The following is a 22,659-nucleotide window of genomic DNA, read 5'->3' as shown; positions in this document are numbered from 1 at the left end:
AGCATTTCACAACTCATGTCTTATCATACAATCAAAGATTGGAATGTGAATCAGGATCAAAATGGAAATTTTTTTATTGACAAAAATAATTTTTTTATATATACTTTGATTATCAAAATATTTGAGTATCAAAAAACTTGAGGTGCTACAGTATGGAAAAACTAAGAGAAGTCCTAAACCATCTGATGGTAGATATATTTAACGATATATTAACCATCGAACAAACTGCTTTAAAAAAAGGAGCTTTCAACGATTTATCGGTTACAGAAATGCATACCATAGAAGCCATCGGAATGTATCATCCAAGAACTATGTCGGAAGTTGCCCAGGATTTAAAAATTACTGTAGGCACTTTGACCACTGCAATCAACAGACTAGTAAAAAAAGGGTATGTAGAAAGACAACGGGTTGAGGATGACAGGAGGATTGTCCAAATCAGCCTGACGAAAAAGGGAAAATTGGCTTATAGAGTTCATGAAAAGTTTCATATGGATATGATTCATGCCATGGTAGAAGGGTTAGATTTGGAAGATGAAGAGATATTAGTAAAATCTCTTGAACAATTAAGTGAGTTTTTAAAACGGCATTATCATCTTAATGAAATAAAGGAGTCCCAAAATGAATGAAGTCCAAATCATTGGAACAGGGAGTTCTGTTCCGGACCAGATTATAACCAATGATCATTTATCCAATATCGTAGACACCAGTGATGAATGGATTTCCAGCCGAACCGGCATAAAAGAAAGAAGAATCGTAAAGGGAGAAACTACAGCCAACCTGGCTTCCAGTGCCGCCAAAAGGGCTATTGAAGATGCAGGGATATCTCCAGAAGACATAGATTTAATCGTAGTGGCAACCATGACCCCAGACTACTTTATGCCCTCTACAGCTTGTCTTGTTCAAAAAGAAATAAAAGCCCATAATGCTACTTGCTTTGATGTATCGGCAGCTTGTGCGGGATTTATATATGCCCTTAATATAGGCTTTCAATTTATTCGAACAGGACAAAGCAATACAGCCTTAATCATTGGAGCAGATGTTTATTCAAAAATATTGGATTGGTCTGACAGGAGTACTTGTGTTTTATTTGGAGACGGGGCAGGAGCTGCCATACTGCAAAAAAGCCAAAACAAAGGGATCCTGTCTGTTTATACAGGTTCTGACGGCAGAGGAGATACGCTTTTAACTTGTCCTGCTGTGGGGAATAGCAATCCTTTTAGCTCGGAAGTTAACTTACCTAAGTCAGTAGTGTCTATGAATGGAAAAGAAGTCTTTCGTTTTGCAACAACCATTGCTCCAAAATGTATAGAAGAAGCACTCAAACATTCTTCTTATACAAAAGATCATATTAAATATTATGTACTTCATCAGGCCAATGCACGAATGATGGAAGTCATTTCTAAAAAAATGAATATCGACATTGAAAAGTTTTATAAAAACATAGAACGTTATGGCAATACCTGCGCCGGAAGCGTGCCTCTTGCCCTGGATGAAATGAATCAAAATGGGCTTCTAAAAAAAGGTGACTTATTGGTTTTAGTAGGATTTGGAGGGGGCCTGACCTGGGGGTCGGCACTTCTTCAATGGAATAAATGAAAAAACAAGGAGGAATTATCATGATTTTTGAAAAAATCCAAGAAATCATCGTAGAGCAATTAGGTATAGATAAAAATGAAATTAAATTAGAATCTAATTTCCAGGAAGACTTAGATGCAGATTCCCTGGACTTATTCCAGATTGTTATGGCTTTAGAAGAAGCATTTGATTTAGAAATCCCCACTGAAGATATGGAAAACATCAAAACAGTGCAGGATGCGGTAAATTACATTGAGTCCAAACAAGATAAACAAGAATAAAAGGTCAGATGAATACATCTGACTTTTCTTCTAGGAGGTTTAATCATGCATAATTTTTGGAAAGAGATAGGGGTCGAATATCCTATTATTCAAGGGGGAATGGCCTGGATTGCAGACCATAGTTTAGCTTCTGCGGTTTCAAATGCAGGAGGACTTGGGATTATTGCTGCAGCCAATGCGCCAACATCTTATGTAAGAGAGGAAATTAGAAAAACTAAAGCATTAACAGATAAACCTTTTGGTGTCAATGTGATGCTTCTTAGTGATAATGCAGAGGAAGTGGCGTATCTGGTTTGTGAAGAAGGGGTAAGGGTTGTCACAACAGGAGCAGGAAATCCCGGCAAGTACATGGATATGTGGAAAGAAAACGGTATAAAGGTCATTCCTGTGGTGCCTTCTGTGGCTTTAGCCAAAAGAATGGAGCGCTGTGGCGCCGATGCAGTGATTGCAGAAGGCTGTGAATCGGGAGGTCATATAGGGGAACTCACTACTATGGCACTGCTTCCCCAAGTGGTGGATGCAGTAAGTATCCCTGTGATCGGAGCAGGGGGTATAGGGGACGGCAGAGGACTTGCTGCAGCACTGATGCTTGGAGCAGTGGGAGTACAGGTAGGTACAAGATTTTTAGTAGCAAAGGAATGTAGGGTGCATCCAGCTTATAAAGAAAGAGTTCTAAAAGCCAGCGATATCGATACGGTAGTAACAGGAAGGCCAACAGGACATCCCGTGAGAATTTTAAGAAACCAATTGGCCAGAGAACTTCTGAAATTAGAAAAGATGGCTGCTCCTTTGGAGCAATACGAAGAATTGGGTAAAGGAGCCCTCCCGCGGGCGGCAAAAGAAGGGGATATAGATTGGGGCTCTGTTATGGCAGGCCAAATTTCAGGCATGATTACAAAAGAACAGACCTGTTCTGAAATCATTCAGGAAATGTTTAAAGAAGCCAGGGAAATTATCCGCAATGCCCAGGATATTCTTTCATAAAACTTTTAAGGTTACTGCTCATTTTATAAATGTTTACTAGGAGGAATACCATGAAAGCTGCATTTATATTTGCCGGTCAAGGTTCCCAATACATTGGTATGGGGAAAGACCTGGCAGAGAATATCAAAGAATGCAATGAAGTCTTTGAAATGGCCAGAGAAGTCCTGGACTTTGATATAAAAGAACTTTGCTTTAAAGATTCGCAAGGCAAAATCAATCAGACACAATATACCCAGCCAGCAATATTAACGGTTAATATAGCAGCCCTAAAGGCAATTGAAAAAGAAATAACACCTTCTGTTGTAGCAGGCCTTAGTTTAGGAGAATATTCAGCCCTGGTGGCAGGAGGTATGTTAGATTTTAAAGATGCTGTAAGACTCGTTCGAAAAAGAGGACAATACATGGAAGAAGCCGTACCTGTTGGAGTTGGAGGAATGTGTGCCGTTTTAGGACTTGGCAAAAAAGAAGTGGAAGCAGTCCTTAAGACTATTTCTGAAGGGATTGTGGAAGCAGCTAATTTTAACTGCCCTGGACAAATTGTTATAGGAGGAGAAGTAGAAGCCTTAAAGCTTGCCGAAGAAAGGTTAAAAGCTGCAGGAGCCAAAAAGGTTTTGCCCCTTTCTGTGAGCGGCCCTTTCCATACTTCAATGCTTCTGCCAGCGGCTGAAAAATTAGAAAAAGAATTAGAAAATATAGCATTTAAGGAACCAAAGATTCCTGTCATCAGCAATGTTCATGGAGATTATGTAACAAAAGAGGACGTAAAGATCCTCCTAAAGAAGCAGGTTATGAGTTCTGTTCTTTGGGAACAGAGCATTTACAGGATGATAGAAGATGGAGTGGATACATTTATAGAACTGGGACCAGGAAAAGTATTAAGTGGTTTTGTGAAGAAAATCAACCGTTCTGTTACCGTATGTAATGTGGAAGATATGAAATCTTTAGAGAAAACGTTAGAAACCATCAGGAGGTAATTATGGGAAAAAGAAAAACCGCTTTAATCACCGGCGGCAGCAGAGGAATTGGCAGAGAAATCGCCTTATACCTGGCACAAAAGGGCATGAATATTGTATTCAGTTATCTAAGCAATGATGAGGCAGCTCAAAAAACTGTAGAGGAAATAGAAGAAAAAGGAGTAAAAGCCTTGGCGGTTAAAGCCGATGTAGGTTCCTTTGAAGAGTCCGAAAAACTCATCAATAAAACTGTGGAAGCAATGGGTTCCATAGATGTACTTGTAAACAATGCAGGAATCATCCGAGACAACCTCATGCTTCGGATGAAAGAAGAAGAGTTTGATGAAGTGATCAGAATCAATTTAAAAGGGGTATTTAACTGCATAAAACATGCTTCCAAAATCATGATCAAGCAAAAAAGTGGCAAAATCATCAACATATCCTCCATCATAGGCCTTATGGGGAATATCGGTCAAACCAATTATGCGGCTTCTAAGGCAGGAATTTTCGGAATCACAAAATCAGCAGCCAAGGAACTGGCTCTAAGAGGCATTACGGTAAACGCCATTGCGCCGGGCTTTATAGAAACCGAAATGACCAGTAGCCTTTCAGACAAACACAAGGAAGCGATCCTTAAAGCCATCCCCTTAGGCAGAATAGGAAGCAGCAAAGACGTAGCCAGTATCGTAGGATTTCTATCCTCTGAGGAAGCAGGCTATATTACAGGACAGATCATTTGTGTAGATGGCGGCTTGGCAATGGGCAGCCTTTAGAATGGAGGTAAATTATGGGGAAAAGAGTAGTTATTACAGGAATGGGATGTGTGACCCCCCTGGGAAATGATTTGAATACTTTTTGGGAAAATATAAAAAACGGTCAGTGTGGCATAGATGAAATTACCCGTTTTGATACTGAAAATTTCGAAGTAAAGCTGGCGGCAGAAGTAAAGAATTTTGATCCTGCTTTATACATGGACAAAAAAGAAGCAAGAAGAATGGATTTATACAGTCAGTATGCCGTTGCCTCAGCTAAGATGGCGCTTAACGATTCGAAACTTGATCTGGAATCTCTTGATAAAGAAAGATTTGGCGTGATCGTAGGTTCTGGCATTGGCGGCATTGGTACCATCGAAAAAGAACATGAAAAACTGCTTGCAAAAGGTCCAAAAAGAGTTTCTCCTCTTTTAATTCCCATGATTATAGGAAATATGGCAGCAGGAAATATTGCCATTCAATTTGGTGCAAAAGGAATTTGCTCAACGGTGGTTACTGCCTGTGCCACAGGAAGTCATGCCATTGGAGAAGCTTTTAATACCATTCAAAAGGGAAGAGCAGATGTAATCATTGCCGGAGGCGCAGAAGCCAGCATAACCCCCCTATCCGTTGCTGGATTTTCAACCCTGCAGGCCCTTAATACAACTCATGATAAAAAGCGTGCTTCTATCCCCTTTGATGCAGAAAGAAACGGTTTTGTTATGGGAGAAGGGGCAGGAATTTTGATTTTAGAATCCTTAGAACATGCTTTAAAAAGAGGGGCTAAGATTTATGCCGAAATCGTAGGCTATGGTGCAACCTGTGATGCTTACCATATTACATCTCCGGATCCTGAAGGCGATGGAGCAGCAAGAGCCATGATAGAAGCCATGGATGAAGGGGGCGTAAAGCCAGAAGAAGTTGCCTATATTAATGCTCACGGCACCAGCACACCCCTTAATGATAAATTTGAAACTGCAGCCATTAAACTTGCCTTTAAAGAAGCTGCCCAAAATGTAGCCATCAGTTCAACCAAATCCATGACTGGCCATTTGCTTGGTGCAGCGGGGGCTATTGAAGGCATTGTCTGTGTGAAAGCTATAGAAGAAGGATTTATTCCTCCAACCATTGGATACAAAAAGCCTGATCCGGAATGCGATCTGGACTATGTACCCAATATAGGAAGAAAGCAAGAGATCCAATATGCTCTGTCGAATTCCCTTGGATTTGGAGGACACAATGCCTCCTTGTTGTTTAAAAAATATGTGGATTAAAGGAGGTTCCTATGGATTACAAAGCAATTGAACAATTAATGAAAGCAATGGATGAAACCAATTTAACCCATCTTGAAATAGAAGAAGAAGGCATAAAAATCAAGATGAAGAAAGAAAAAGAAGTCGTGGCTGTTGCTGCCGCCGAGCCAAAAGTTCAGCCAGTGACAGAAGCAGCAGCGCCTAAAACAGCAGAAAAGACCGAAGAGCCTTCTTCTAAAACAGAAGAAAAAGAAGGTACCTTAGTATGTTCTCCGATCGTTGGAACTTTCTATAGTGCACCAGCTCCGGGAGCGAAACCCTTTGTAAGCCTTGGAGACAAGGTCAAAAAAGGAGATGTGCTCTGCATTATTGAAGCTATGAAACTGATGAATGAAATTGAGTCAGATGTGGACGGAGAAATCGTAGAAATCTTTGTACAAAATGAAGAAATGGTAGAGTACAATCAACCCCTATTTAGAATAAAGGGTGGGTGTTAATATGTTAAACATTAAACAGATACAGGAGATTATTCCCCACAGATACCCTTTTTTACTGATTGACAAAATTGAAGACCTGGAACCAGGAATTAAAGCTGTGGGATATAAGAACGTGACGATGAATGAATATTTTTTTGCGGGCCATTTCCCTTTAGAGCCTGTCATGCCAGGAGTTCTTATTATAGAGGCACTGGCACAGGTGGGCGCCGTATGCCTTCTTTCCCTTGAGGAGTTGAAGGGAAAGATTGCGTACTTTGGAGGGATTGAAAAAGCTCGTTTTAGAGAAAAGGTAGTTCCAGGAGATACCCTAAGGTTAGAAGTAGAAATCATAAAAAGAAGAGGACCCATTGGAATCGGTAGTGCAAAAGCTTTCGTAGGAGATAAAAAAGTCTGCGAAGCCGAGCTTACCTTCGCCATTGGGTAAACCCGAAAGGGGGAGCGTATGTTTAACAGAATTTTAATTGCCAACAGAGGAGAAATCGCTGTAAGGATTATCAGAGCCTGCAGAGAAATGGGCATAGAAACGGTGGCAATTTATTCAACAATGGATCAAGATGCCCTCCATGTTCAGATGGCGGACGAAGCGGTCTGTGTTGGACCGCCTAAGGGAAAAGACAGTTATCTTAACATGGAGAATATCATAAGTGCCACCATTCTTACAGGGGCTCAGGCCATTCACCCGGGTTTTGGTTTTTTATCGGAAAACAGTAAATTTGCAGAAATGTGCGAGCAGTGCAATATCGTTTTTATCGGACCTGATGCGCACATGATTGATCTTATGGGCAATAAGTCAAAGGCAAGGGAAACTATGTTAAAAGCAGGAGTACCCGTTGTTCCGGGATCAAGTGGAGCCGTAGGAGATTTAGAAGAAGCCCTTAAGATTGCTGAAAAAATAGGATATCCTGTTATGATCAAGGCTTCCGCTGGCGGCGGAGGTAAAGGTATGAGACTCGCCTATACCAAAGAAGAATTTATAAAAGCCTTTAATACTGCAAAATCTGAAGCCAAGGCATCCTTTGGGGATGATACCATGTATATAGAGAAATTCATAGAAAATCCAAGACATATAGAATTTCAGATTTTGGGAGATTCCTTTGGTAATGTGGTCCATTTGGGAGAGAGAGACTGCTCCATTCAGCGAAGGCACCAAAAAGTCATAGAAGAAGCCCCCTCTATAGCTCTTAGCCCGGAACTCAGAGGAAGAATGGGAAGAGATGCCGTTTTAGCAGCCAAATCCATTGGGTATAAAAATGCAGGCACCATAGAATTTCTGCTGGATAAGAACGGGAATTATTACTTCATAGAAATGAATACAAGAATTCAGGTAGAACATCCTGTAACAGAAATGATCACCGGGATTGATATTGTAAAGGAACAGATCAGAATTGCCGGAGGACTTCCTCTTTCTTTTACTCAGGAAGATATTTCAATACGAGGGCATGCCATAGAGTGCAGAATCAATGCAGAAAGCCCAGGTAAGGGCTTTATGCCTTCTCCCGGCACAGTCAAAGGTCTTCACTTTCCCGGAGGTTTTGGCATTCGGGTAGAAAGCGCCCTTTATGAAGGATACAGGGTTCCTCCAACCTATGATTCCATGATTGCGAAACTCATTGCACACGGCAAAGACAGAGAAGAGGCAATTACTAAGATGAAATGTGCTTTAGGAGAATTCATCATTGAAGGCATGGATACCAATATTGACTTTCTTTTTCAGATTCTTCATACAGAGGATTTTGAAAAAGGCAATATTGACACCAGTTTTATTGAAAAGCACTTTAGTTTAGGCAGAGCGTAATTGCTAGAAGGTGGTGAATACAGTGCTGAAAGGATTTTTTAAGAAAACCAAATATGTAACCACATCCTCCCCTCTTTATGAAAAGCCGCCCACTCCCAATATCCCCGATGGAATGTGGATTAAGTGTACTGCCTGCGAGCAAATTGTGTATAAAAAAGATCTCGAATCCAATAAGAAAGTATGCCCTCATTGTGGATATCATTTCAGAATGACTGCAAGAGAAAGAATGGATTTGATTATAGATGAAGGCACATTCAGGGAATTTAATCAGAATTTATCTACCTTAAATCCCCTTAGCTTTCCTAATTATGAAAAAAAGATTTCAGAACAGCAGGAAAAAGCTAAGCTTAGTGAAGCAGTGGTTACAGGAACAGGAAAAATCTGCGGTGAGGAAACGGTTATTGCAGTGATGGACAGTCATTTTTTAATGGGGAGTATGGGTTCTGTTGTAGGAGAAAAAATCACAAGAGCAGTAGAAGAAGCGACTAAAAGAAAATTGCCGGTAGTCATTTTTTCCACTTCCGGAGGCGCCAGAATGCAAGAGGGGATTTTTTCTCTGATGCAGATGGCAAAGACCAGCGCAGCCATTGCAAAGCATGACGAAGAGGGACTTTTATACATTTCTGTATTGACGGATCCCACAACAGGAGGTGTAACAGCAAGCTTTGCAATGTTAGGGGATATTATTTTGGCAGAACCGGGAGCACTGATTGGGTTTGCAGGCCCCAGAGTTATAGAGCAGACCATCAAGCAAAAACTGCCTGAGGGATTTCAAAAATCGGAATTTTTATTAGAGCATGGACTTATTGATGAAATTATACCAAGAGATCATTTAAAAGAAACCCTGGGCAAACTTTTGCGCCTTCATAAGGAGGTAGGCTAATGACAGACATAGAAAAAAACCTTGAGGAATTAGAAAAGCAACTGGAAGCTTTAAAGGAATTTTCTAATCTGCACGGTGTGGACTTATCAAAAGAAATCAAAAGCATTGAGGATAAAATCACTGAACTCAGAAAAGAAGCCTACAGCAATCTTTCTCCCTGGGATAAAGTGAATTTAGCCAGACATTCTGGAAGACCTACAAGCCTTGATTATATAGGAAGAATATTTGAAGACTTTATAGAACTTCATGGAGACAGAAGTTTTCGGGAAGACTTTGCTATTGTAGGAGGAATTGCCACCTTAGAAGGCCATCCTGTCACCGTCATTGGCCATCAAAAAGGAAGGGACACGAAAGAAAATATCAAAAGAAATTTTGGAATGCCCCATCCGGAAGGGTACAGAAAAGCCTTAAGACTCATGAAGCAGGCAGAAAAGTTCCATCGTCCCGTTATTTGCTTTATTGATACTGCTGGGGCCTTCTGTGGCATTGGAGCAGAAGAGCGGGGACAAGGGGAAGCCATTGCACGGAATTTATTGGAGATGTCGAGATTAAAAACCCCTATTATTTCGATTGTCATAGGCGAAGGGGGAAGCGGCGGGGCCCTGGCTCTTGGTGTAGGAGATAAAATATATATGCTTGAGTATGCTGTTTATTCTGTGTTATCTCCGGAAGGCTTTGCGGCAATTTTATGGAAGGACAGTTCCAAAGCCAAAGAGGCAGCAGAAATTATGAAGATTACCGCACAGGATTTAATGAGCTTTAAAATCATTGATGAGGTCGTTCCTGAACCCTTGGGAGGCGCCCATAAAGATATGGAAAAAATGAGCAAGGAAATTAAGAAATACATTATAAAAGGCTTAAAAGAAGTAAAAAACCAATCCATAGAAGATTTAATCCAAAACAGATATGATAAATTTAGAAAAATAGGTGAATACCAGTCATAGGGTAGATATTGCCCTATATTTTTTTGCCTGTTATTAAGAAATCATTGAGTTTTTTAAAAAAAGGATATATACTAAGACAAAGCAAATAGAAATTAATGGAAGGGATATAAATGAAGATAAGACGGCCAAAGAGCCTTTTTTTCACCTTCATTGTATTGCTTCAATGGATATGCGTTTCTCATGCATCTGCCCAAACGATTAAGCATTCAAGTTTAATTGCAAAAGAAAATAGGCCATTCTCTTCAGATGTTAAATTGATTCATCAAGAATATACCATATCCCATACCTTAGAAGGGATCTATCTTTTAAAAGATAAGCAAAAGCCTCTTTCTTTGTTGAATCTCGTAGAAGTACCAGAAGGGGTCAATGTAGAATACACATCAGCTGATCTTGATATTGCACAAGTCCTGTCCAATAGGGATATAAAAGGTGTGGCAGCAGGAGAAACCAAGTTGAGGCTAAGAGTGTATAAAAAGGTTCAAAAAAGGGTAAACGACCAATTGGTTGAGGTTGAAGAGGATATATTAACAAAAGAATGTCCAGTGTATGTCTATGATCTTTCATTTGAGCCCATGGACTACTATGGACACCTTTATCCAGAAAGTGCTTTAATAAGACTTAGATTTAGGATTGAGACTCCGAGGAGGAAAGCTCTTCCAGGAGCAGAACTTACCATGGATGCTGATTTTAACGGGATAAATCTGACTTATAATAACCCGGCTATCAAGGACATTACACTTCTTAAAATAGATCCATCGGGAGAAAAAACGCCTTTAAATGAGTGTATCCTAAGTAAAAATGCCGATATTGCAAATGAATCCATTTTGATTATTTTCGATTCCTTTGAGTCTGGTATTTATGAAGTCATTGTATCCGTTAATATTACTCCCGAAGGTAATTTAACTATGAGAGAATATTTAAGCTATGTTAAAGCACCAGGAGGTCCCGGAACCATTACGGTAAACAGCACATTTCATACGTTAGGTTTTAATGTGCCTTTAGGAAAGGATGGGGCAGGAGGCATCCCCATTCCTGTGGGGCTTAGTCCTCTTATTCGTTAAAAAGCAGAAGAGGTCTCTTTAGTTTCTTGTGTTGAGTACTAAAAAATATGATAAAATGAGATAAAAAACAAAGGAGAGAAGCAATGAGTAAAATAGGAATTATCGGTGCGATGGAAGAAGAAGTTACGATTCTTAGAAACCAAATGCAAAACAAAGAATTAAAGCAAATAGCAGGAATGGATTTTTATCAGGGGACATTGGAAGGAAAGGAAGTCATATTAGTAAGATGCGGCATAGGCAAGGTCAATGCAGCCATCTGTACCCAGGCTTTGATCGATCATTTTCATGCTCAATACATCATCAACACAGGTGTAGCCGGAGCAATCTATGAGAAATTAGATATAGGGGATATTGTTATCTCCAGCGACTGCGTACAGCATGATTTTGATACCTCTGTTTTTGGAGATCCACTGGGAACAATTCCAAGAATGGACGAGAGCTTTTTTAAGGGAGATAGTAAGCTTATAGAATTAGCCAGTCAATGTGCCAAGAATCTTCCTTCAAAGCCCAATGTATATGTAGGCCGGGTTGCCAGTGGGGATCAGTTTATTTCCAGTTTAAAGCAAAAGCAGACCATATGGGACAATTTTAATGCCTACTGTGCAGAGATGGAAGGAGCAGCTATTGCTCATGCTTGCTATCTTAACAAAATTCCCTTTGTCATTATACGTTCTATTTCTGATAAAGCGGATCATAGCGCAGATGTGAACTTTCAGGAATTTGTTAAAGAAGCCGCAAAAAACTCCAATGAAATGATTTTAGAAATATTAAAAAGCATATAAACTTTTGTAAAGGACAAACTACATAGTTGTCCTTTTTTATTTATTTGTTGTTTATAATGAGATGCCTGCAAGCTTTTGCAGGTTTTTTTATTACATTGATTGTAAGTATTTGACAATTACAATTGCCCATGTATAATAAATTATATATGTAAAAAAATGGAAGGAGTGTTTGTATGAAGTTTTCAAATTATGAACAAATCACATGGATCCTGCAAACCGCTGTAGTAATATTTTTTGGCATTGGACTGCTCAGTTTATTATTTCTTGGGATTCGTATACGCTATTTTCAAAAAGCCCTGAAAAAATGGATGAAAGAAAACAGGAGACTGTCAAAAGACCCTGTACTGGACCATATCATTAAAACATGTAAGTTTTACAATGAAAAAGGGCAGGGAGAAATTAATACAGAAGCAGTGATTAAAGCAAACTATTACAAGCAAAAAATATTCTTCATTCCTATATATTATTGGGAACAGTTTATATCAAAATCAGAAATTCTTTCTCTGTTTTTAGGTTTATTGGGGACTTTTATTTTAGTCAATGGCCAGATGGACAATGCTTTTTACCCCCTCATATTAAGTACCGGAGCTTTTATTATTTTAGTTTTGCTCGAAACACTCTTTTCACTGCAAGAAAGAAAACGCATTCTTTTTGCTCAATTAGAGGAATATCTTGACAATTCATACATTCCGGGCTTGCATAAGATTCCGCTTGCCTCAGAGATTCTTAAGGAAGAAAAGACAGAACCGTTGTATATGCATGATCCATTATCTGATCAAAAAGGGACAAAAGATTCTGCAGGGAATGAACTTAATGACAAGGAAATTGAATGGATTATCAGGCAGTTTTCCAGAGAAGAAAAAAAGAGTATAAATTTATAAATCAATGATCATAATAGAAGCAAAAGAATGCAGTAAACCTTATTAACCAATGACTAGTTGAAATACGTCGAATCTCAAGGAGGAAGCTTATGGAGACTGCGAAGGTGAAATTACCCATAACGAATGAACATGGCTTTTATGAAATAAGGCTAGAAAGCATTGGAGGTTTAGGGGCGAATCTTAGCGGAAAGATTTTAGGAGAGCTGGGGGCCATTTACTTAGGACTTAACAGTTCCAGCTTTGCAAGCTACGGTTCAGAAAAAAGGGGAACACCTGTTAAAGCATTTGTTCGTTGGGCAGACCCAAGCCAGGAGATTAGAATCAACAGTCCGGTAGAAACTCCCCATCTACTGGGACTTTTCCATGAAAGACTGGCAGGGAAAATTCCTGTGATGCAGGGGGTAGGCCCTGACACAATTGTTGTGGTGAATACTGATGAAGATCCTGATGTAATTCGCGATAGGCTTAAAATGCATGCCGGCACTCTGGTGTGTGTAGATGCCTTAAGACTTGCCATAGAAGCAAAGACAAGGGTGAATATGATCATGCTGGGTGCTATGGCCAAAGCATCGGGATTTATACCAGTAGAAGATCTGAAAGAGCTTGTAAAAGATACCCTGGGTAAAAAATATCCTGCAGCCCTGCAGGCAAACTTAGAGGGAATTGATAAGGGATATAACAATATTGTTGTGAAAAAGTATGAAGACGATGGGAAATATCCTTATCAGGAATACAGTGAAGTAAAAAGAGAATGGGGTTACGACAATGCGCCCATCGGAGGGATCAATCCTCATTATGGCAGTACGATTAACAATGACTTGTCAGGAAGCCGTGAGGGCTATATCCCGGTATTTAAAAAAGAAGCATGCATTAACTGCGGCATGTGCGATTCCACTTGCCCTGATATGGTGTATCAATTTGTCCCGGGAGAATATAAAGGCAAACCTTCCATGATTAATTTAGGCCCAGATTATCATCATTGCAAAGGCTGCCTGCGCTGTGTAGAAGCGTGTCCTACAGACGCCTTAACAGCAGGTCTGGAAAGAGAAGTAGACATTTGGAAGAATCATGTGCGTAACCAAGAACTATTAGTAGATAAAATGGAATTTGAAGATGTAGGACCAAACTCCTGGATGCGTTCCGAATCTTATACAACCAATGAACTGAGATAGGAGGCGATCATATGGTAGAACAAAAAGTTGTATTTGAAAGTGGAAACGAATTGGCGGCCTATGCAGCAAAGCAAATCAACTATCATGTCATGGGGTATTATCCAATCACTCCTTCAACCCAGATCCCAGAGCACTTAGACCTCTTAAAAGCAGAAGGAGAACATGATGTTGTCATGATTCCTGCTGATGGAGAACATGGAGCGGCAGGTATTTGCTATGGAGCATCAACAGGTGGTGGAAGAGTATTTAATGCGACTTCTGCCAATGGACTCTTGTATTCATTAGAGCAACTTCCGGTTCAATCGGGAACCCGTTTTCCCATGGTTTTAAATGTGGGCTGCAGAACTGTATCCGGTCCTCTTTCCATTAAGGGAGACCACAGCGATATTATGTATGCTTTAAATACAGGTTGGATTATTCTTTTTGCAAAGGATCCTCAAAGAGTATATGATTTTAACATCTGTGCCCTTAAAATTGCGGAAAAAGTTAAATTACCTATTATTGTAGCGTTTGATGGATTTTTCACAAGCCACCAAAAACGAAAAGTGCAAATTGTAGCTCATGACAAAGATGTTCAGGATTTTGTCGGGAAACTGGAGCTTGAGTACCATGCTTTGGATAAAGAGCATCCTGTCAGCATCGGTTGTTATATGAATGAACCGGACTTATTGAACAATAAGTATCAGCTTCATTTGGCGATGGAAGAAGCAAGAAAGGTCATTCCTGAGGTATTTAAAGAATATGGAGAATTTACCGGCCGTACATACAGTATGGTTGAGGGATATATGATGGAAGATGCAGAAGCCGCCCTTTTCGTTCTGGGCTCCAGCTATGATACTGCAAGGCTGGCAGTGGACAAGCTAAGAGAAGAAGGTAAAAAGGTAGGGGTATTTACAAGCAGCGTACTTCGCCCCTTCCCCAAAAAAGAACTCTATGATTTATGCAAAAATGTAAAAGCGATTGTCGTAGCTGACAGGCAAGACAGTTACGGGGCAGAAGGGGGCAATATGAGTCTTGAATTAAAAGCAACCCTTCAGGATTATAAAGCCAATATCGAAGTAGCAAGCTTGGTCTATGGATTAAGCGGAAGAGACTTCTATATGGAAGACGGCATAGATATGTTAAACCGTGCATACGACATCGCTCAAAAAGGAAAAGTTGAAAAGCGTTTTGATTATTTTGGACACTATAAAGGTAAAGAAGGTTATGAGCCGCCAAAATACTTTGAACCCCTTGTAGGAGATAAGGTACGTCCTGGAGTAACAAGTGTTACTGTGGACGAAGCGACTGGTAAAATGATTGCTAAAGGAGGAATCGTAAAAGATTCCACCAGAATGCCCAAACGATGGGTAGCAGGTCATGGCGCTTGCCCTGGATGTGGTATACCTGTTAACGTGAATATGCTGCTTAGAGGAATCGAAGGAGAAGTTGTACTGTTATTCCAAACAGGCTGTGGATTTGTTGTAACTTCTCCATATCCTAAGTCTTCCTTTAGAGTGACCTTTATTCACAACCTGTTCCAAAATGGTGCAGCGACTCTTTCCGGCTTGGTAGAAATGTTCCATGAAAGACAAAGAAGAGGAGAATTGCCTAAGGGCGATAACTTCACGTTCATCATGATCAGTGGAGACGGGGGCCTTGATATCGGTATTGGTCCTGCTATTGGTGCAGCCCTTAGAAATCACAGAATGATCATTATGGAATATGACAATGGCGGATATATGAACACAGGATATCAATTATCCTATACCACTCCATTAGGTGCAAGAAGTTCTACATCCCATGTAGGAAAAGCGCAGGCAGGAAAAGCGACTTTCCATAAAGATACGCCGCAGATTTTTGCTGCGACCAACATTCCATATGTTGCAACGGTTGCAGAAAGCAATCCGACAGACTTTATTAAAAAAGCGGCAAAGGCTCAAAAATATGCCAATGAATACGGCTTAGCCTTCATAAAAGCCCTTTCTGCTTGCCCTCTGAACTGGAATGATAATCCAAGATACGAAAGAAGTGTAATTGATGCAGCAGTAAACTGCTGTTATCATCCACTCTATGAAATAGAAGAAGGCATTACAACCATCACTTACAATCCAGAAGAACGCAATAAGAAAATCCCAGTGATTGATTGGCTTAAAATGATGGGACGTACCAAACATCTGGCAAAACCAGAATATGCGGACATCGTGCAAAGCATACAAGATGAAGTGGATAGAAGATGGGAAAGACTGAAGGCTCGCCATGAGAGTCCAATATTGTAAACCAACTCGAAAGAGTTGGTTTTTTCAATAATTTTCAACAAATGATGTATCAAATTCATTAGTTATGTTATTATATATAGGAATCTGTTTGGATAACGGATCTAAAGATAAAATCGAGAGGAAGATACAATGAATATAAAAAGTGTTTTAACGCTTATTCTTATTGGTACGATTTTAGCAGGATGTGCTTCTGATTCTTCTTCTATTTCAAATTCCAATGAAACTCCTGAAGTTGAAGCGGCTGTAGAACAGCGTTTAGAAGAAGCTGTCACAAGGGATGAAGACGAGTCAGTCAATGAAGAAGAAAGGAAGGAAGAACAAGAAGACCAAAAAGAAGTAGTACAAGCCCAAATAACAGAAGAACCAAAAGAAAATGCAAAAGAAGAGCAAAAAGATGAAGCCAAAGATACTTCTAAAGAACAGCAAGCGGAGCAAAAGGTGGAGCAAAAAACAAAGCCGAAATCAGACCAGCGTAGCGCTTCTCTTCCCAATGCCAAAAAGGCCTGGTGGTTTAAGAGAAACTCAGACCACCTTCCTCCAGGAGCTCAAAGCGAAATAGATCTTACAAAATATGATGCTTATTATTTAGGTAATACGAATGAAAAAAGGGTTTACCTTACCTTTGATGAAGGTTATGAGAACGGCTACACCTCCAAGATATTGGATATCCTGAAAGAACATAATGTACAGGCAGCTTTTTTTGTAACAAAGCCATATATCAAAAGTCAGCCGGATTTGATTAAAAGGATGGTGAATGAAGGCCATATCGTTGGAAATCATTCTGTCACCCATCCCAGTCTTCCAGATAAAACAGATGAAGAAGTAGAATATGAAATCCTTGAAACGGCCAGATATTTTGAAGAAATAACCGGTACTTCTATGCCCTTATACTTTAGACCTCCGGCAGGAGAATATAGTGAGAGAACCCTTCAGATCACAAAAGATTTAGGATATAAGACCATCTTTTGGAGCATGGCATACAAGGACTGGGATGTAAATAATCAACCAGGTAAACAAGCTGCCTATGAGCATATCGTACAAAATCATCATCCGGGAGCTATTATTCTTCTCCATGCCGTATCTTCATCCAATACGGAAGCTTTGGGAGATATGCTTAAATATTTAAAAGATCAGGGATATATATTTGCTTCTTTAGATGAATTATAATCATTAGTATGGTTCGTTTTTTTATCTCATGGTATAATTTCATTTGGTGATAGAGGATCTATTTTTTAAATTTAATTTAAGGAGGATAAAGATGAAAAATATCGTTTTTGACTATTCAAATTCAGGTATTTCTAATGAGGAAATCCAGTATTCAAAATGGCAGCTTGAAGGCGCTCATAAGTTGCTTCATGCAAAAGCGGGAGCAGGAAATGACTTTTTAGGATGGATCGATCTTCCGGTTGACTATGATAAAGATGAATTTGAAAGGGTAAAAAAAGCTGCTCAAAAAATCAGAGAAAATTCAGATGTATTTATCGTAATTGGTATAGGTGGTTCTTATTTAGGAGCCAGAGCAGTGATTGAAAGCTTAAGCCATTCTTTCTACAATATGCTTCCAAAGGAAAAAAGACAAGCCCCAGAAATCTATTTTGTTGGAAACAACATTAGCGGTACATACGTAACACACCTTTTAGACCTCATTGAAGGCAAAGATGTCAGTGTTAATGTGATTTCCAAGTCAGGGACTACGACAGAACCTGGAATTGCATTTAGAATTTTCAAAAAATATTTAGAAGAAAAGTATGGTAAAGAAGGTGCAAAAGAAAGAATCTTTGCAACTACTGACAAAGCAAAAGGCGCCCTTCGTAAATTAGCTGATGAAGAAGGCTATGAAACTTTTATCATCCCTGACGATGTGGGAGGACGTTTTACAGTTTTAACTCCTGTAGGATTACTGCCTATTGCAGTTAGCGGAATAGATATTGATAAATTGATGGAAGGAGCAAAGGACGCAAGGGAAGAATACAAGCAAGAAGATTTTGAAAATAACCCTGCTTACCAATATGCTCTGATCCGCAATATTTTATATAAAAGAGGAAAGCAGACCGAAATCCTGGTAAACTATGAACCTGCCCTTCATTATATTTCTGAGTGGTGGAAGCAACTTTATGGAGAAAGTGAAGGTAAAGACAATAAAGGAATTTTCCCTGCATCTGTGGACTTCTCAACAGATCTTCACTCCATGGGACAATATATCCAGGACGGAAGAAGAAATCTGTTTGAAACTGTAATCAATGTTGAAAAGCCAAAATGTGATATTACCTTAGAAGCCGAAGAAGATGACTTAGACGGATTAAACTATTTAGCTGGCAAGACCATGGACTTCGTTAATAAGAAAGCTTTTGAAGGAACCCTTTTTGCCCATGTAGACGGAGGAGTTCCAAATCTTGTAATTAATGTTCCGGAATTAAATGAATATTATGTTGGAAAACTTCTCTACTTCTTTGAAAAAGCTTGCGGTATAAGTGGATATATCCTGGGAGTGAATCCTTTTGACCAACCGGGAGTAGAAGCTTATAAGAAAAATATGTTTGCACTCCTTGGGAAACCGGGTTATGAAGAGTTAAGAAACGAATTGACAAAGCGTATAAAATAAAAAAGTAGGGTAGTTTTACCCTATTTTTTTATAAAAGAAGGTGTCCATATGAGCAAAGAGGAAAGAAAACAGGAAATAATAAAAATTTTAAAGTCTTCCAATAAGCCTGTCAGTGGAGGTTATCTGGCAGAAAAGCTCAATGTAACACGACAAGTCATTGTTCAGGATATTGCGCTTTTGCGGGCGGAAAATATCAATATCATGGCTACTGCCAGAGGATATATTTTTTATGGGGAAGAAAGTCCTGCCCATAAAAGGGCTGTGACTGTATGCCACGGCAAGGAAGAAATTGAAGATGAACTAACTACCATTGTAGACCTTGGAGGAAGAGTCATCGATGTGATTATTGAACATCCCATCTATGGACAAATTACAGGGAATCTCATGATTGAATCCAGAAGAGATGTAAAAGAATTCATGGAAATTATGCAAAAGAATAATACTGTTCCCTTGCTTCGCCTTACAAACAAAATTCATATGCATACCATAGAGGCTAAGAGTGAAAAAATATTGGATGAAATTGAAGATAAGTTAAAGCAAAAAGGTTATCTATTCTTTGAATAAGGATGGATAAAGATTATTTTAGACGAGAACGGTAAAACCGTTCTTTTTATTTTACATTTTTATACAGACATTTCGAATTTAATATTGAGTTGTTACTTTTAAAATGATATAATGAATGTATAAGACTTACTAGAAGGGGGAATGACTTTGGATCAGAAAGACAAGAGAATGATTTCTTTAGAAAGAGCTCAAGAATTAAAAGAGAGAATAGAGGATTACTTAATCAAGCAAGAATCTATTCCGACGGGTTTTAAGAATGAAGAATACATACAAGAAAATAAAAAGCGTATTATGAAGATTCTTAATGCGACAGATGAACAATGGGATGACTGGACCTGGCAGATTGCCAATAGAATTACAGATATTCATACCTTGTCGAAAATCTTAAACCTTTCAGAGGAAGAAAAAAGTCAAATAGAATTGGTTGGGAAAAAATACCGCTGGGCGGTTTCACCCTATTATGCCAGTTTAATGGATCCTGACGATCCTTCTTGTCCCATTAGAAAACAAGCCATTCCTTCTATAAAAGAGTTAGCAGAAGGGGGAGAAGAAGACCCCATGAACGAGGAGCTCACTTCTCCAGTAGAAGGGATGACGAGAAGATATCCTGACAGGCTGATTATAAAAGTAACCAATCAATGTGCCATGTATTGCAGGCATTGTCAAAGGCGGCGATGCATAGGGCAGCAAGATTTAGCCCTTCCAAAAGATGATTTAGCAAAATGCATACAATACGTAAAAGAACATAAAGAAATAAGAGATGTTTTAATCACCGGGGGAGATGCTCTTCTTCTTTCCGATGAAAGGCTTTATTGGATTTTATCAGAGCTTTCAGAAATTCCGCATGTCGAAATCGTCCGTTTAGGAAGCAGAACTCCCGTAACCATGCCTCAAAGAATAACAGATGATCTTTGCGAACTTCTTAGCAAATTCCCACCTATTTATCTGAATACCCATTTCAATCATCCATTAGAAGTTACAGAGCAGTCCAAAAAAGCAGCTGACAAACTTTGCCGTGCAGGAGTCGTGTTGGGTAACCAGGCCGTACTGCTTAGAGGAATCAACGACGACATTCATATCATGAAAAAACTAAACCATGAATTGCTTAAAATCAGAGTAAAACCCTATTATATTTTCCATCCCAAAGCAGTCGTAGGCACCGGGCATTTTAGTGTGAAAATTCAAAAAGGAATGGAAATCATGGAATACCTTAGAGGTTATACTTCAGGTTTAGCTGTACCTACCTATATTGTCAATGCACCAAAAGGAAAAGGAAAAACCCCTATACTGCCTAACTATATTGTTTCCTGGGGAGAAAACAGTGTTAAACTCCGTACCTGGGAAGGCGAAATCATTGATTATCCTAATTAAGCTAGGAAAGTTTTTTCCCCAGTTGATAGTATCTCCATAGGCTGTATTTGATGCCGGAAGAAATGATATCTGCCATTTGCATCACTAAAGATAAACGGGTGTTTTGAAGAATGAGCATCTCCATAAATCCGCTGAAATTAACAATTCCCGTAATGAATATGTCCCCGACTGGAGGAAGATTCTTTTGAACCCCTGCTCCCGGCTTAATTGAGCCTTCCCCCAGTGTAATATATCCTATATGATCCATTTTCCCAAGACAGGCATCAATTGCAATAACCAGAGCGTTAGGATGTTTTTCATGAATCATTTCAACGGTTTCACCCAAATTCTTAGCATGAACCGGATGTTCCAATGTACCGTATACATATATATTAGGGTAGGACAGATGCCTTAATTTATATCCTATCAGAGGACCTAAACTGTCACCAGTTGCCCGGTCTGTTCCGATGCATAAAATGACAGCCCCATTATAAAGGGGTATTTTTTTTGCAAAATATTGATAAAAGGCATCGCTGAACTCCTTAAACGGATATGGAGAATTAATATTTATGTAAGTTGGAGAAGGATTCTGTTTTTGTTGAAACAGCACATAATTACCACCTTTATGGGAATAGTCATTTTTTAGTTTTCCACTTTTGTAAACATTTATTTCAGTTTATCGGTGGTAAATATTACAAATAGATAATTGGGTTTTTTTGGTGAAAAAGCAAGATAAAAAAATTAAGACCCTCGACATGAATTTCTAAAAAATGTAAATTGACTGTGATAATATATCTTCAAATAGGAATTATATGCACGAGGGGGATGAAATATGAGTGAGTTTTTTTATGGGCCAACGGATTCTTCCGACGAAATCGAAGAATTAGAAGAAATAGAAGAAACGAAACGCTCTTTTTTAGATAATGCAAAGCTCGTAGGAGAGGTGCCGACAGGAATCCATATTTATCTGGAGGATTATGTATATACTTACCTTTACCAGTACTCTAAGCTGAACCGGGGGGAAGAAAAAGGGGCGGCGCTTGTTGGGTATTACACAGAGGAATTCGGAGAGAAGATGGCAATTATTAACGGAGCCATTCAGTTTAAGAGCTCCCTGGCCGAAGACAAGGTACTGCTTACAGATGAAGTTCTCAATGAAGTAAAAGCAAAACTTAATAAATACTTTCCTGATCGTGAACTTATGGGATGGATGCACACCCAGCCAGGATATGGCATATTCCTCACCACCCAGGATATTCGCCTGCAAAAACAGTTTTTTGGAAAGCCCTATCAGACTCTGATGATCATTGATCCTATCGAAAATATGGAAGCTTTTTTCCTGTGGGATAAAGAAGAAGTACGATCGGCAGAAGGATATTATATTTACTATGATAAAAATGAACAGATGCAAAATTACATGGTAAATCATAAGGTAGGAGTCTCCAACGAGGAACTACAGGAAAGAGAAGATGTAGTGCTGCATTTTAGAAAGAAAGACAGGGCAAAAAAGCAGGAGATACAGCACAAAAAAATTATCCGTCTGGCTGCTTCCTTAAGCGTCGTGCTGTTTTTAATGTGTGTTTCCATGGCAGTGGGCCTCATTCAGAATAGGGAACGCCTGGCAAGACTTGAAACTGAGCTAAGCCACATGGATGCTAATTATAATAATTTATTAAGTCAACTCCAGGAAAAAGATCTTCAGGTGGTTTTTGCTGAAACAGAAGAAGCTGCTCTTAATGAAACAAAAGAAACTCCAGAAATTGCAGTGAAAGAAACAGAAGATGCCATTATTGTGGAAGAGCAAGCAAAAGAAGAACCCAAAGAAGAAGTAAAAAAAGAAAGTGAAAAAGAAACGGTAAAAGAAGAAGCAAAAGAAACAGAACAAACACCCCAGATTCAGGAATCAAGCTATGAGACATACACAGTAAAAAAGGGCGATAATCTCAACAGAATATGCTATCAGTATTACAAATCAACGGCTTTCGTAGACGAAATTGTAAAAGTGAATAAACTCGAAAGTCCGGATAAAATTTATGAGGGGCAGGTTTTAAAGCTCCCTCGTTTATAATACT

At 39.2% G+C, this 22,659-nt stretch carries 21 protein-coding genes and 1 pseudogene; 21 read left to right on the top strand and 1 reads right to left on the bottom strand.

What is annotated here, in order from left to right; genetic code table 11:
• The first annotated feature begins 152 nt into the window (after positions 1-152).
• The 20 genes and pseudogenes from JOD07_RS03995 to eam all read left to right on the top strand — a co-directional run bounded on the left by JOD07_RS03995 (position 153) and on the right by eam (position 20,608).
• Positions 153-626 (top strand): MarR family winged helix-turn-helix transcriptional regulator, encoded by a 474-nt coding sequence (locus JOD07_RS03995; RefSeq protein ID WP_158739350.1) that lies wholly within the window; start codon positions 153-155, stop codon positions 624-626.
• A complete protein-coding gene (locus tag JOD07_RS03990; RefSeq protein WP_204612397.1) occupies positions 619-1,596 on the top strand; it encodes a beta-ketoacyl-ACP synthase III in 978 nt (325 codons plus the stop codon). Before JOD07_RS03995 ends, JOD07_RS03990 begins: the two co-directional genes overlap by 8 nt.
• A 20-nt stretch (positions 1,597-1,616) precedes the next feature.
• Complete coding sequence (gene acpP, locus JOD07_RS03985; RefSeq protein ID WP_204612396.1) at positions 1,617-1,856, top strand: acyl carrier protein; 240 nt, start codon at positions 1,617-1,619, stop codon at positions 1,854-1,856.
• 45 nt (positions 1,857-1,901) lie between these two features.
• A complete protein-coding gene (gene fabK / locus JOD07_RS03980; protein ID WP_204612394.1) occupies positions 1,902-2,840 on the top strand; it encodes an enoyl-[acyl-carrier-protein] reductase FabK in 939 nt (312 codons plus the stop codon).
• Positions 2,841-2,890: 50 nt separating this feature from the next.
• Complete coding sequence (fabD, locus tag JOD07_RS03975) at positions 2,891-3,814, top strand: ACP S-malonyltransferase (protein ID WP_204612384.1); 924 nt, start codon at positions 2,891-2,893, stop codon at positions 3,812-3,814.
• 2 nt (positions 3,815-3,816) lie between these two features.
• Positions 3,817-4,566 (top strand): 3-oxoacyl-[acyl-carrier-protein] reductase, encoded by a 750-nt coding sequence (gene fabG, locus JOD07_RS03970; RefSeq protein WP_158739355.1) that lies wholly within the window; start codon positions 3,817-3,819, stop codon positions 4,564-4,566.
• Between the two features lie 14 nt (positions 4,567-4,580).
• The gene (gene fabF, locus JOD07_RS03965; protein ID WP_204612382.1) at positions 4,581-5,819 is read left to right on the top strand and encodes a beta-ketoacyl-ACP synthase II; all 1,239 of its coding nucleotides are present in this window, start codon (positions 4,581-4,583) and stop codon (positions 5,817-5,819) included.
• Positions 5,820-5,830: 11 nt separating this feature from the next.
• Complete coding sequence (accB, locus tag JOD07_RS03960) at positions 5,831-6,295, top strand: acetyl-CoA carboxylase biotin carboxyl carrier protein (RefSeq protein ID WP_204612372.1); 465 nt, start codon at positions 5,831-5,833, stop codon at positions 6,293-6,295.
• Position 6,296: 1 nt separating this feature from the next.
• A complete protein-coding gene (gene fabZ / locus JOD07_RS03955; RefSeq protein WP_158739358.1) occupies positions 6,297-6,719 on the top strand; it encodes a 3-hydroxyacyl-ACP dehydratase FabZ in 423 nt (140 codons plus the stop codon).
• 18 nt (positions 6,720-6,737) lie between these two features.
• The gene (locus JOD07_RS03950) at positions 6,738-8,090 is read left to right on the top strand and encodes an acetyl-CoA carboxylase biotin carboxylase subunit (protein WP_204612363.1); all 1,353 of its coding nucleotides are present in this window, start codon (positions 6,738-6,740) and stop codon (positions 8,088-8,090) included.
• A gap of 22 nt (positions 8,091-8,112) precedes the next feature.
• Positions 8,113-9,917 (top strand): annotated as a pseudogene (locus JOD07_RS15920) (acetyl-CoA carboxylase carboxyltransferase subunit alpha).
• 110 nt (positions 9,918-10,027) lie between these two features.
• On the top strand, positions 10,028-10,978 hold the full coding sequence (locus JOD07_RS03935; protein ID WP_204612353.1) for a hypothetical protein: 951 nt from the start codon (positions 10,028-10,030) through the stop codon (positions 10,976-10,978).
• Between the two features lie 83 nt (positions 10,979-11,061).
• Positions 11,062-11,760 carry a 5'-methylthioadenosine/adenosylhomocysteine nucleosidase gene (locus JOD07_RS03930; protein WP_158739363.1) on the top strand — a complete coding sequence of 233 codons (699 nt, stop codon included), beginning with the start codon at positions 11,062-11,064 and terminating at the stop codon, positions 11,758-11,760.
• A gap of 173 nt (positions 11,761-11,933) precedes the next feature.
• A complete protein-coding gene (locus tag JOD07_RS03925; RefSeq protein ID WP_158739364.1) occupies positions 11,934-12,641 on the top strand; it encodes a hypothetical protein in 708 nt (235 codons plus the stop codon).
• Between the two features lie 89 nt (positions 12,642-12,730).
• On the top strand, positions 12,731-13,813 hold the full coding sequence (locus JOD07_RS03920; protein WP_158739365.1) for a 2-oxoacid:acceptor oxidoreductase family protein: 1,083 nt from the start codon (positions 12,731-12,733) through the stop codon (positions 13,811-13,813).
• A gap of 11 nt (positions 13,814-13,824) precedes the next feature.
• Complete coding sequence (locus JOD07_RS03915; RefSeq protein WP_204612351.1) at positions 13,825-16,071, top strand: thiamine pyrophosphate-dependent enzyme; 2,247 nt, start codon at positions 13,825-13,827, stop codon at positions 16,069-16,071.
• Between the two features lie 129 nt (positions 16,072-16,200).
• Positions 16,201-17,238: a delta-lactam-biosynthetic de-N-acetylase gene (gene pdaA, locus JOD07_RS03910; protein WP_204612349.1), complete on the top strand. Its 1,038-nt coding sequence runs from the start codon at positions 16,201-16,203 to the stop codon at positions 17,236-17,238.
• A gap of 91 nt (positions 17,239-17,329) precedes the next feature.
• Entirely contained in the window at positions 17,330-18,673 is a 1,344-nt protein-coding gene (locus JOD07_RS03905) for a glucose-6-phosphate isomerase (RefSeq protein ID WP_204612340.1), read from the top strand.
• Positions 18,674-18,721: 48 nt separating this feature from the next.
• Positions 18,722-19,237: a transcription repressor NadR gene (locus JOD07_RS03900; protein ID WP_204612338.1), complete on the top strand. Its 516-nt coding sequence runs from the start codon at positions 18,722-18,724 to the stop codon at positions 19,235-19,237.
• Between the two features lie 147 nt (positions 19,238-19,384).
• A complete protein-coding gene (eam, locus tag JOD07_RS03895) occupies positions 19,385-20,608 on the top strand; it encodes a glutamate 2,3-aminomutase (protein WP_330636124.1) in 1,224 nt (407 codons plus the stop codon).
• 1 nt (position 20,609) lies between these two features.
• Here the strand turns inward: eam and yyaC are convergent, their stop codons facing one another.
• The gene (gene yyaC / locus JOD07_RS03890; RefSeq protein WP_243144526.1) at positions 20,610-21,197 is read right to left on the bottom strand and encodes a spore protease YyaC; all 588 of its coding nucleotides are present in this window, start codon (positions 21,195-21,197) and stop codon (positions 20,610-20,612) included.
• 222 nt (positions 21,198-21,419) lie between these two features.
• On the opposite strand from yyaC, the gene JOD07_RS03885 reads away from it, so the two are divergent.
• Entirely contained in the window at positions 21,420-22,655 is a 1,236-nt protein-coding gene (locus JOD07_RS03885) for a LysM peptidoglycan-binding domain-containing protein (RefSeq protein WP_158739371.1), read from the top strand.
• The last annotated feature ends 4 nt before the right edge of the window (positions 22,656-22,659 follow it).

The sequence above is a fragment of the Defluviitalea raffinosedens genome, assembly GCF_016908775.1.
GTDB classification, from domain to species: Bacteria; Bacillota; Clostridia; order Lachnospirales; family Defluviitaleaceae; genus Defluviitalea; species Defluviitalea raffinosedens.
The sequence above is the reverse complement of the archived record's forward strand: the minus strand, read 5'-3'. Positions and strand labels throughout refer to the sequence as shown.